The 12003-nt window shown below is 50.9% G+C and carries 11 protein-coding genes; 7 read left to right on the top strand and 4 right to left on the bottom strand.

The features are described 5' to 3' along the window. Nucleotides 1-28 precede the first annotated feature (28 nt). Nucleotides 29-934: a hypothetical protein gene (locus ACZ520_RS11550; RefSeq protein ID WP_088564899.1), complete on the top strand. Its 906-nt coding sequence runs from the start codon at nt 29-31 to the stop codon at nt 932-934. Between the two features lie 71 nt (nt 935-1005). Here ACZ520_RS11550 and ACZ520_RS11545 read toward each other — a convergent pair whose 3' ends face one another. Beyond that, entirely contained in the window at nt 1006-1728 is a 723-nt protein-coding gene (locus ACZ520_RS11545) for a rhomboid family intramembrane serine protease (protein WP_464125630.1), read from the bottom strand. A gap of 113 nt (nt 1729-1841) precedes the next feature. Continuing rightward, nucleotides 1842-2237: a hypothetical protein gene (locus tag ACZ520_RS11540; RefSeq protein ID WP_464125628.1), complete on the bottom strand. Its 396-nt coding sequence runs from the start codon at nt 2235-2237 to the stop codon at nt 1842-1844. A gap of 265 nt (nt 2238-2502) precedes the next feature. Here ACZ520_RS11540 and ACZ520_RS11535 point away from each other — a divergent pair, with 265 nt between their 5' ends. Then, on the top strand, nt 2503-3132 hold the full coding sequence (locus ACZ520_RS11535; RefSeq protein ID WP_416480418.1) for a hypothetical protein: 630 nt from the start codon (nt 2503-2505) through the stop codon (nt 3130-3132). Here ACZ520_RS11535 and ACZ520_RS11530 read toward each other — a convergent pair whose 3' ends face one another. Then, nucleotides 3133-3795, bottom strand: coding sequence for a hypothetical protein (locus tag ACZ520_RS11530; protein ID WP_088564901.1), 663 nt, complete (start codon nt 3793-3795; stop codon nt 3133-3135). Between the two features lie 171 nt (nt 3796-3966). Between ACZ520_RS11530 and ACZ520_RS11525 the strand changes: the two genes are divergently transcribed. Beyond that, nucleotides 3967-4614, top strand: a complete 648-nt coding sequence (locus ACZ520_RS11525) for an HD-GYP domain-containing protein (protein ID WP_015091488.1) — start codon at nt 3967-3969, stop codon at nt 4612-4614. 36 nt (nt 4615-4650) lie between these two features. Here ACZ520_RS11525 and ACZ520_RS11520 read toward each other — a convergent pair whose 3' ends face one another. Continuing rightward, nucleotides 4651-5454: a DUF1338 domain-containing protein gene (locus tag ACZ520_RS11520; RefSeq protein ID WP_088564902.1), complete on the bottom strand. Its 804-nt coding sequence runs from the start codon at nt 5452-5454 to the stop codon at nt 4651-4653. Nucleotides 5455-5592: 138 nt separating this feature from the next. On the opposite strand from ACZ520_RS11520, the gene ACZ520_RS11515 reads away from it, so the two are divergent. The 4 genes from ACZ520_RS11515 (at nt 5593) to ACZ520_RS11500 (ending at nt 11990) form a co-directional block, all read left to right on the top strand. Next, entirely contained in the window at nt 5593-6609 is a 1017-nt protein-coding gene (locus ACZ520_RS11515) for a M14 family zinc carboxypeptidase (protein WP_464125625.1), read from the top strand. Beyond that, on the top strand, nt 6596-7336 hold the full coding sequence (locus tag ACZ520_RS11510; RefSeq protein WP_464125623.1) for an alpha/beta fold hydrolase: 741 nt from the start codon (nt 6596-6598) through the stop codon (nt 7334-7336). Before ACZ520_RS11515 ends, ACZ520_RS11510 begins: the two co-directional genes overlap by 14 nt. 168 nt (nt 7337-7504) lie before the next feature. Continuing rightward, nucleotides 7505-8941, top strand: coding sequence for a transposase (locus tag ACZ520_RS11505; RefSeq protein WP_232469247.1), 1437 nt, complete (start codon nt 7505-7507; stop codon nt 8939-8941). Continuing rightward, entirely contained in the window at nt 8931-11990 is a 3060-nt protein-coding gene (locus ACZ520_RS11500; RefSeq protein ID WP_416480421.1) for a hypothetical protein, read from the top strand. Before ACZ520_RS11505 ends, ACZ520_RS11500 begins: the two co-directional genes overlap by 11 nt. The last annotated feature ends 13 nt before the right edge of the window (nt 11991-12003 follow it).

Genomic DNA, 12003 nt, shown 5'->3' with positions numbered 1-12003 from the left:
TTTAACAAACCTATAAGGGGGAACCATCATGAAAAATGTTTTGCGCGTAGTTCTTGCGTCTGTAGTTGCGACGAGCTTTGCTGCCTGCGGCGGCGGAGGCGGTGGTGGCGGCGGCGGCTCTGCACCAGTTATCTACTACCCATACGAAACAGTCTACGGTGACGTGTGCCAAACTCAGGAAGCTTCTCCAGGCTGTACTTTCCTGAAATCCACTGGCGAGCGTATCAAAGTAACAGACGATCCTGATTACAACAGAGGCGGCTACGGTTCTGACGACCTTTGGTATGTTAAGTTTGATTCTTCCGGTAAAGCGGCAGTTTACAACGATCTGGGCGTGTTCCAGTACTATGCTAACGTAAGCGAATTTGCTGGTTATGTTGGTGGCACTACGATCGGTGTGGGTACAACTGGTTTCTACTGGGAAGATATCACCAACGGTACTTACTGGTTGGGTAAAAACGGCGTTCTTTACAATGCGAACTCCGGTGAATCCAACTATGGTCAGGCTATCAATGACAAGACTTCTTCTTCTGCTTCAGACACAAACTTTGCTGCTTTGAACTCTGACGCAAATAAAGAGCTTGTTAAAATGGCTTCTGATCGTCTAATGAAAGAATACGGCTTCAAACAAGACAAAGCGGTTGCGGTTGCTTCTGCGTTGAATTCTTGGGCAGTTGCTGCTGCTGAACGCGGTACTACTTCTGAAAAAGACATGGACAAGACTTTCAAAGCTGTCTTCGGTGTTCAGTTCTCTGACGCTTTGGCTGCTGCTAAAGATCTTTCCTTCGGTGATAAATCCGGCATGCAGGACCTGACTAACAGATCTGCTGCGGCGTTGGGTTTGAAACCTCACCAGGCTCAGAAGTTCATGAAGGGCATGTACAAAAAAGCTCTTGCTAACTGGGGCTACGACGAATCCAGCTTCAACTGGTAATTGTCTTCGAAATTTAAATGTTGTTGTAAAAGAAGAGGCTCCCAAAAGGAGCCTCTTTCTTTTTTTGTGAACTAAAGAATCTCGGGGGGGACATTCCTTGGTTCTTTCAGGTTGTCTTCGGAGGGGGAGTCCTCAACAACCTGCTCAATAATAAGAGCCTTCAGGAAAGTCTTCCGGTTAACAAAATAATAAACAGCCCCGCTGGGCAGTCCCAGCAGAAATCCGTACCAATGGGCCAGATAACTGATCGAAGGGTCAAAGGCGGAGGCCGGGAAGAACACTCCCAGGGCCACGCCGAAAGCGCGCAGCATGCGCTGGGTCTTGGTGCGCTGCTGATCCAAAAGCAGATACAGAATCAACCACGCAGCCCCCATCCAGTAAACTACACCGCTGATTCCGACCAGTTTTACGGCCGGGTCATAGCTTAAAAGTGTCAGATAATTGGTTAGGCCCCCGACCAGCAACGCGGCCACTGGGAAAAACCACAGACTGAAATAGCCGCTTAAGAAATAGCCCAGAACAAAGATACCCAAAGAATTCGAGGCCAGATGTCCCAGGTCTGTGTGGGCAAACAGGGCCGTCCACAAGCGCCAATATTCGTGATTTTTAAAGACGGCCTCGCCCGAGGCCGGTAAAAGGGCGCCAATGCCGCCCCAGTTGCGCCAGTAGACGACGGACATGGCAATCAGGGCGAACACGCTCCAAGCGGCTATAAGGCTTGCACGGAAGTGAGGACGACGGCTGAGCCACGTTCGGCGAACGACCAAAAAACTATGGGGGGAAGGGGACTCCATCTGAACCTCCGAAGTTCAAAGGTGGGTCGGGAACCAGGGAAGTCAAGGCGGGTCAAAAAAGAAGGGGTCCCTTGTTAAGGACCCCTCTGATTATCATAATTTAAAATCGCCTTTTAGTGGCCGCGGGAAACGTAGACTCTTTGAATCAGCATTTTTTCAGGAACATCATTGATGTCGGCAAATGTTTCGTACGCGATCACCGTTTCACCCACACTGACACCGTCGATCTGGTGTTGAATGTCCAGATGGCATTCATAGATGCCATCGCGGCTGATAAAGACGCAGTCGTTCTTGATGATGGCGCCACCTTTGCCCGCAGAAATCAGAGAGCGGGAAAGAATTCCCGACAAGGTTTCACTGTCACGCACATCACCTTCAAGTTTGATGGAACCTGCGCTGCTGATAAGCACTTCCAGTGCCTTGTTGTTGGCCTCCGACGAGGAAATCCCTTTGGCGAAAGCGGGCAGGGTGATCAGCATGGACAAAGACAGCATCATCAGTTTTTTCATTTTGCGTGCTCCTGGCTTAATTCCGCTTTGTTGAACCGCGGATTGGTTTCGATTTCCAGTTAAAAATTGGCAAAGGTTCGCCACCAAGAGCCAGCAATTCAGATGCCTGCCTTAATGAGACTGTGTTGCTTTTTAAGTTCAATGGATTGTCCATGCAGACATTTTTTGTCAGCGATAACCCGTTCGGGTGAACCCTCTGGGGGCGCCCGGTTGTATTCTGATGGTGAAACAACCACTATCCTGTCTTTACGTTGTTAGAGGATTTATGGGCTTCGCGGATTTTAAAGTGCTTTGTGAAAAGTTAAGCCAGGTGTTGAGTCACGAAGGTGTCAGTATCCCCCCTTACCGTGACAGCTCCCTGCAGTTCTTCAATTCCCTGGCGCCAAGTCAGCAAGAGCGCGCCTATAAGACCCTGCGGGACTACGTTGATATCTGTGAAAGCGCCATGACTGAACACACCTCGCTCAGGGACTCGGAGCGTTTTTGTCGCCGCGCCCTGGAGCGCTGGGGGCTTTCGGTCGCCTCGGACTTTTTCCTGACAGTGAAACCTGAGGATTGTGTTGAGATTTACACCGATGAGGGGTTTCAGATCTTTCGCAATCTGCGCTTTTTTGAACTCAGCAGCTATTCTGTGGAAGAGCTTTATTCCGTTGAGTGGTGGAAGCTCTTTGGTCGAGACCCTCAGGTGACGGAAAAGCTTTTTTCAATGTGCCTGCAGACACTGCAGGGGCGCATTCCCGGCACTTTGAATTTTGATATTGCCGAGCATGAAGTGTGGGAAAACAATTCTGCTGAAAAACGCCGGTTTTTGATACACCCGAAAGTGGGTTCGGCGTTGCACCGTGAAGGCAAGATCCTGGGCTTTTTGGTCGCCCAGGGTGTGCGCAAGATTTGATTAGAAATAACCCATCAGGCCGGCTTGCATGGCAATGCCGGACACCACGTTGTCAGAGGCAACCCCGCCGGATTGTTTTTGATAGACGTATCCACCATCAAGACGGAAACCGACGTTGCTGCCTGTGGGGAACCACTTCACGAACGGGCCCACGAAGAATTCCATGATGTCACGTTTGGAGCCGGCACCGTTATCCAGTTGGCCGATATCAAACAGACCGCCCAAGCCATAGATGAAGATCTCGCCCGGGGTGTTAGCGATCATGTTGTAATCCGCCCAGCCGCCGAATTTGAAAAGGGTGCTGGTCAGGCTTCCGGTGGCGTCTGCAGCATAAGATGCCAAAGGACCGAACTCGTAGCTTGCGTAGTTCCAGCCAAAACGGCCCGAGATCGCAATATCTGTTTCGTTCTCTGCGCCTGCGGCATCAGACTTTGTGTTGGTCAGGTCGAAAGAAACGGCAATCAGGTAGCGGCGCATGGACTGGCTCATGGTGGTATCGCCGAATTCGTCCGGTGCCAGTTCATAGACTTGTCCAGGGGCCAGGCTGCCGCCGGAGAAGTCAATAATGGCCTGGCTGCCTTTGACTTTGCGGACCTTGATTTTTTGAGCAAAGGCGGAGCTTGAGAAAGCCAGCAACAGGATCAAAAGAAAGCACTTTTTCATAACACCTCTTCAAGTCATACAAGATGGATATCAAGACCAAAGTCTTCCAACCGCGGGCAGAGCTGTCAACGAGAAGTTGTCTCAAGACGAGACGTAAAACTTTCTCGAGTTTAAGTAAATGGCGCGTTTAGCCGAACAAAAGATGGTAAACAGGGGAACAAAGGGAGTGCCATGTCTTCTTCCTGGGGAAACATTCCAACTTGGGCTTACGATGCCGCCCAGGCGCTGATGCAGTCATTGAAGGTCGTGGACCCTTTGACGTATGCCCATTGCTGCCGTGTCGGGGAAATGTCCCGCAAGCTTGCGCGCGATGCCGGTCTGAATGAGTATCAGCAGAAGCTGGCTGAATTTGCCGGCTTATTCCATGATATTGGTAAAATTGGTGTGCCTCAAGAGATCATCGCCAAGCCGGGTAAACTGACCGATCAGGAATATGAACTGATGAAGTGTCATCCGGTGCTGAGTGAAGAGATCATAAAACCGTTGGCAACCCATGACTTCTTTGCCGAAATTCTGCCGGGTATTCGCGGACATCACGAACGTGTGGATGGGCGTGGTTATCCGGACAAAAAGAACGGCGACGAGATTCCCTTGATCGCGCGTATTATCCTGGTGGTTGACACCTGTGATGCCATGTCCGAAACCCGCGCTTACCGCAAGGGTCTGCCGATGGAAGTGGTGTACGAAGAACTGAAGCGTTGTTCGGGCACGCAGTTCGATCCGCAATTGGTGCAGATCTTCCTGAAGGCGCACGAGCACTGGAAGGACCAGAAGCAGGATCAGGACACACTGAATTATCTGATCAAAAAAATCGCATAAAAAAAGGGCCAGTCACCTGGCCCTTTTTCATTTGAACTATTTCTGTTTGTTCGTGCTTTCAAAGATCTTGTCGGCGGATTTCGCGACAAAGCCCTGATACAGTTGGCCGTTATCCAGCGCATAGCGTTTGGCGAACTCATAGTAGCAGCCTGGAATGTTGTGGGTGCTGCCGTCGTCGAATTTCACCGGGATTTCAGAAGCCATCGTGGAGCTTTGCTCCAGATAGTCCGCCTTGGTCCCTTTGATTTCGCCGCCGGATTTGTTCAGTGTATAGCCTTTTTCCTGAACGAATTTGTTCAAAGTCGGAAGATCGTTGAACTTGTTCAGTTTGTTCACATTCACGGTGAAGTGGTTCGGACGGAAGCCATAAGCCGCCACCCAGGAAGCGTATTCGGATTCTTCCGCCAGTTTTGCGTAAGTTTCCCAGTTTACTTTCCAAGGGCGTCCCGCCATAGCGAAGGTTTCGCTTTCAATCACAGAATCCGGAACCTGCGCCACCAGTTGGTTGACGGTTTCGCGAATGAACGGGGAGACCTTTTCAAGCTCGAGTTCGCTGATGAAGATTTTTGGATTGTCCATGTTCGGGTGTTCGTAGTGTTTGGCGTATAGCTTTTTTTCCACGAACGTGTATTCGCCTTTTTCAACGTAACCCAGTTTTTTGAAGTGTTTGGCCAGGGATTCGATCCCCAGGCGCGGGTGGTTGAAGGTGCGAAGAGCGATATGGTCATTCAGCACCGTTTCACCTTCGGCGGTGAAAATGTCATAAATGCGTTTAGCTGCAGGATTCAGTTGGCAGTAATCCACCCACATCTTTTGCAACAGAGTGTCCAGATTCATCATGGCGATCTCCTAAGTATTGATTCAGCACTGACGAGACTACCCCTCTTGTCAGAGTGGTGCAATCCTTTAATGGCCGCGAGCGTTAAGCGTTGGACACGGTGGAATTATCGCGAACAATAGGGGGCTCTGGGGAAAGAAATGACAACATTGCCTGAGATCCAGCAAATCGAGAAAAAGATCGCGCAACTGGGCTCCACCGCCCGGGCGGAGATTTTGACCCATAGTCAATCTGAAGACCTGCGCTTTCCAATTTACAAAGTCTCTTTCGGCAGTCAGGACCCTCAGGCCCCGGTGCTGGGTTTTGTGGGTGGGGTGCACGGACTTGAACGCATCGGTGCGCAGGTTTGTGTGGCCTTGATGAGTTCATTGGCTGAGCTGTCCCAGTGGGATGAAAGCATTCAGCAGACTCTTGAAAAAGTCCGCATCTTTTTCATCCCGACCGTGAATCCGGTTGGTATTTACCGCAAGACCCGCTGCAATCCTCAAGGTGTCGATTTGATGAGAAATGCCCCCATCGATGCTGACAATCCACAGTTTTTACTGGGTGGTCACCGCTATAGCAAAAAACTTCCGTGGTACCGGGGTGAAGTGGGCGCACCCATGCAACTGGAAGCCCAGGCGTTGGTGGACAGTGTGCAGAAGGAAATTTCACAAAGTAAACTTGCCATGACTCTGGATCTGCATTCGGGGTTTGGTCTGCAGGATCGTCTGTGGTTCCCGTATGCCAAGACCGTGAAGCCGTATCCGGAACTGCATCTGTGCTACGCGCTGAAAGAACTTCTGGATCGCACGTATCCGCATCACTTTTATCGCTTTGAGCCGCAGGCTCAGAATTACACCACGCACGGGGACCTGTGGGATTATCTGTATGATAATCACCGCGCCAATCCCGACAACGGCATCTATGTGCCGCTGTGTCTGGAGATGGGTTCGTGGTTGTGGGTGAAGAAAAACCCGTGGCAGATTTTCAGCGCGGAAGGTCCGTTCAATCCGCTGAAAGGCCATCGTCATAAACGCACTCTGCGCCGTCATAACACGCTGATGGAATTTTTAATCCGGGCGGTGAATTCACCGCAGGCTTGGATCACGCAGAATCAGGAACAGGTCCGGCAGCTTGACACCCGGGCCAGGGAGCTTTGGTATGGCAACATCTAGAAACTGGTTATTGCTGCGCGGACTGGCGCGCGGGGTGGGGCACTGGGGCTCGTTCGCGGAAAAAATTCAGCAGCATTTTCCGAATGATAAATTCGAATTTTTGGATTTGCCGGGGAACGGATCCCGTCATCAGGACACCAGTCCGGTGAAGATTTCTGAGTATGTGAAAGATCTGCGGGCGCGCTGCTCGTACGTGCAAAAAGGTGAACCGTTTCAGGTGCTGTCGGTTTCTTTGGGCGCGATGATCACCGTGGAGTGGATGAAGGAATATCCTCATGAAATCCGCAAAGCCACTTTGGTGTGCACAAGCTCTGGCGGTTTTTCTCCGTTCTATCGTCGTTTTATTGCCGGGAACATTCCCAAAGGTCTGAAACTGATTGGCCGGGAAAAGGATGAGACCGTCTGGGAAAAAACCATTCTGGGCATGATCACCAACAGCCACGAACGTCGCGAAGAGGAAATGGGCGCAATGATGGCTTATACCAGACAGTATCCCATGAACCCGCTGAACGTGATTCGTCAGATGTACGCAGCCTCTCGCTATCGCTTTCCGGATTCTGCACCCGGTGATATTCGCCTGTTGGGAAGTCACGGGGATCGTCTGGTTTCACCAACCTGCACTTTGAAGATTGCCGAAAAGTGGGGAGTCCGCGCTGAAATGCACCCTTGGGCAGGGCATGATGTGCCGATTGACGACCCGCAATGGCTGCTGGAGCACTTGCTCTAAAAAGCCTGTTTTTACACAGGTTTTCAAAGGAAGTTTTTTCAAACAGAGCGAGGTTTTTTTACCATCAGCTCTCATATAATCGAACTGGAGCCTCTCAACGCGTGGCTCCGTTGACTCCGAAAGCCTTTTCTTATTCTCTATCCCCTAGACTTTTATCCAGAGGCGGATGTGAGTAGTAGGACCTATTTGGCCGCGATGCTTTTGAGCGTTGTGGTGGTTTCAAAGTCCAAGGCACAATCGACGAGCTTGAAGATTCCTCAAGCCGAAGGGGTGAGCTCTATCCAACAGCCTCAGGTCTCGTCCAAACCGGCAACGGTGTATGGGCAGATCAGGATGGAGGGGATGCAGTATCTGACCCCGATTCCGGAATCTCCGAATTTAACTTACAGCCAGCTTCTTTCCGCTCGTCTTTCCGGTCTTAAAGAAACTTCCTGGATCGACTTTGCCGCCGACGTCTCCGGCGGAACCTTCTTCACCCGTGGACAATCTCACTTCGTTGTTTCTGAGGCCTATGTGGCTTCCAAGAAGGCGCCTTTCCGTGCATTTGCCGGTCGTAAAAAGCATGACTGGAGTGAGATGGACCGCCGCTGGCAACTGGGTCTGTGGCAACCGAAGTTTGCCATCGACACCCTTCGCCCCGAAGAACAGGGTCTGACGGGTCTGTTCCTGGATTATAACACCAACGGTTGGCAGATCGTGGGCTTTGCCTCACCTCTGTTCATTCCAAGCATGGGCCCTGATATTCGTGAAGAGGGTGGCGGCCTGGTTTCTGACAGCCGCTGGTATCGTGCCCCTTCGCGCGACTATGACTTCAATAACAACATCAACACCATTCAGTATCAACTCGACATCCCGGATGCTGCCAAGCTGACGGCCAATGGTGGTGCCGCGATGATGGGTCGCCTGGGCAGCAAAGAGCGTGGCCCGTGGGTGGTGGTCAGCGGTGGTTACCTGCCGGTGAATGAGCTGATTCTGAAGCGCAAAAACTTCAAAGACGTTTCTGAAGAAAAAGTCGACGTGACGGTGTCTCCGGATGTCACCCATCACATCATCAAATCCATCGACCTGGGTTACACCCATGGCCGTATGAAGGCTTCTGTTTCTTATCTTGAGGACGATCCTATTGAAAAACGTCCGGATGATCCGGAATGGTCCATTCAAAAGCTGGAGCCTATCCGTGCGTACTCGGCGGCGTTTGATTTCTCTTTGGCGGACTTCCTGGCAAAAACTCTGGCGATCCAGGTGGAATATCTGAAAGTTGAAGGCGGCGGTATCACGGACATTCAGTCCAATGGTCAGCCGGATGACTTCACGATGTTTGACGACCGTTTGAAATTCACGAACGCCCTTTCTTTCCGCGTTGAAGGGCAGCTTGCCAGCTTCTTCAATCGTCCGTTTGTGACCCGTTTTAAGTATTTGTATGATTATGATCAAAGAGGCTCGTTGCTCAACACCGAGTTCCTCTATTACCCAAGTCAAAAGTGGGCCGTGGTCGTCGGAGGAGACGTATTGGGCGTGCAGGATGAAAAGCACGATCCATCCGGATTCCTCAATCAATATCGCGCGAACGACCGTTTCTACGGGGGCATGACTTATGTTTTCTAAATGTTTGAAGGCCGTTCTGGCATTGTGTTTGGTTGCGGGACTGGCGTCCTGTGACTCGAAGGTGGGTGAAGAGCCACCTCCTCCTGAATCCCAGGAATTCGGCGGCACCCAGTGTTTGACAGAGGCTAAGCCTGTGGCCAAAGCCTTCGTTGTGGGCGATGCCCAAAAAGAGGAACTGGAAGCTGCTTGGGACTGTATTGGCAGTGCCGTTGAAAAGTTCAAACGTTACGTGCGTGGCAACACTGCGGATCGTTACACCGCTCAGGAACTGGCAACGTTCCTTGAAAAGAACTTCCTGGATCCCAAAGACAACGTCGTTATTTCCCAGCAGCTTCAGACCGAGTTCATGAAGCTGAAACAGGTCTTCGTCGGCGGCAGCCGCGAGTACCTGACCCGCAGTGAGCTTGATAAAACCATCGCTTTGGTTAAAAGTCTGCGTACGATCACGGTGAATCTGAATCCGTACATGAAAGTGATCTCTCTGAACTGGGAGGTTTCTGAAAGTCCGAACATGCAAAGTGACGTCCGTCACTTCGAAGAAGCCAATAAAGAACTGCAAAACGCCGCGCGAATGCTGGCGTCATTAATCGAGCAAAATGCGCAAGGTTACAACCTGTCTGACTTTGTTGTCCTGATGCGCGAGATGGGTCAGTTCTTCGGCGAAAAATGGGAATTCCCGTCTGTGATTCAGACCTACATGCCGGTCATCAAAAAAGTGAAAAAGGCCCTGGCGGGTGGGGATGAAAACTCCATCACTCCGAACGAGTGGCGCCGTTTCACTTTGTTGGGGGCGCGAGGCTATGTGCAGTTCCTGCGCTATCACTATTTCATCAAATCTGTTCCTGAAACCGGCACGGGTTATCGTCTGGGCTATCTGGCCCGCACGGTGGAAGACGTTTTGTCCGTGTTCCAGGATCTGGTGGCGGAAAAGCCCGAGGGCGTGGTTTCCCGTGACGAGGTCTTTGACCTGCTAAAAACCCTGGAAATCGTCTGGCCGGAATTCAAAGTGTCTTCAGGCTTGGTGTTTGAGGGGATGAAGGTTAAGCAACTGTTCTTTGGCGGCAGTGTTGATTCCCTGACAACCACAGACTTTGAAACGGCACGATTGAAGGTCAGCCGTATCAAAACTTTGATTGAACGTTTCATGCCTTTTTATTCCATTTACGGTCGCGAATGGGATCCGGACATGTATGATGCTGATGAGGCGCAAAAGCTCTTCATGGAATCCCAGTTTGTTCTGGAAGCCACAGTGCGCGAAGCCGGTGTGCTGTTTGAAGGTTCCTACGACCTGAATGATCTGAACAATATCGTGCGTGAAATCGAGATCCTGTATCCTCCGAAAGAGGGCCGTGGTCTGGCAGATCAGGTGAAAAGCTATCTGCCGCTGGTGATCGATGCGAAGAATATGGTTCTGGGCGGCAATGATTCATCTTTGCGCAAATCCAACTGGAGTGTGTTGCTGGGCTTTGCGGCCCGCGCATATTCAGACTTCCTTTACTATCAGTACTTCCTGATGGGCGAATCCCTGCAGCAGCCGGTGAACCTGAGTTATTTCTCGGTGTTCGGCAATCAGACTCTGAACATCCTGCGTGATCTGCTGCTGGTGAAAAAAGAGAATCAGTTCACTCGTGTTGAATTGAATAAGATTGTGAAACACCTGATTCGTTTGGAGCTGGTTCCGGGTGCGATCAATGAACAGTCCGCTGATAAGCTGCTTAGCGTGGTTCTGAATAATATGCTGGTGGCACCGGAAGCTCGTCTGTCCGGTCACAAGCCCGATGCCCTGACTTTGACCTCGGTTGAAGTGGGTCGTCAGGAAATGCAAATCTGGATCGACACCGAGTTGATGTTTGCCCAGATGGCCGAAGGCTGGAAACCGGAAGAAGGTTTAACGGCTAAGGATCTGCTGGCGGTGTTGAAGAAAACTGAAAAGAACCTGGACGCTCACGCCTTGCCATTGCAGGCGGCGCTGACGGAATTGATTTTGTCAGTGGAAAGCCCGGTTCCAATGACCACGGACTATCGTGGTTTTGTGATTATCTCGAACAAGTTTGAACAGCTTTACACGTTCAAGAGCTTGCGTGACCTGAACCGCAATCGTGCGGTGGCGCGTTTGTTGATTCGTTCCTTTGCCAATGATTTGAACCGTATCAACACCTTCCAGGGTGCGACCCTGCCGGAAGTGGAAGGGGCCTTTAACGAGCTGAAATCCATCTTTGTTGAGATGGGCTTGCTTGATCCAAAAAATACTTCCTTTGCGTCTTCGCGCTTCCGTGAAGCCAACATCTTTGTTCCGCACTCTGATGGGAATGCCTTGGCTTCCCAGGCTGAAATCACCGACTTGATTGGTATGATCTGGTCGGGTGTGGGGATCAACTCACGTCTGCGCACCGAGCTTGTAAAGAAATGCTTCGGTCGTGATGAGGAAGTGACTGACAACAGTCTGGTGACGTTAAGCTGTGCTCGTGCGGCTTATAAGGACGCGATGCCGGCCATCATGTCGGCGACACCGGAATATATCAAGTTCATGAAGAAGGCTTCTGCCGACGATTGGGCTTACTATATGAACAACGTCTTTATGGCGGCAGGCTACATCCCGAACGACAAAAATCTGGCGAAGATGGGGGACATTGCCCTGACTCCGCACGTGATTCAGTACGTGGAAATGGTCTTTGCCCGTTTTGATAAGAACAAAGACAATATTATTTCCACCAGCGAGGCGATCAAAGCATATCCGGCATTTAAAGGTCTGTTGAAAGAACTTGCGGCGGATCAGTTGAAAAGCGGTGTACTGAAAGAAAAAGACCTGCTGGATGTCTTCACCTTCATCCTTCGTTATGGCAAACCGCCAACAACACTGATGGAGCAGGCAAGATTCATGTTCAAGTGGAAGGGCAAACAAGATAAGTGGGACGTATGGGCGGACCGCGTGCAGTTGGCTCAGATCCTGGGTTATATCGCCGATCAGGTGAATAAAAGTGCCAGTGCCAAGATCGTTCAGGAGCCAGCCTCCCAGGACGCTCTTGAAAAAGCCGCAAGCCAGCTTTAATTCAGAATCAAAA

The sequence above is a fragment of the Bdellovibrio sp. BIS2 genome (assembly GCF_055398295.1).
Note: the sequence above shows the minus strand (reverse complement) of the source record. Positions and strands in the feature narration are given on the sequence as shown.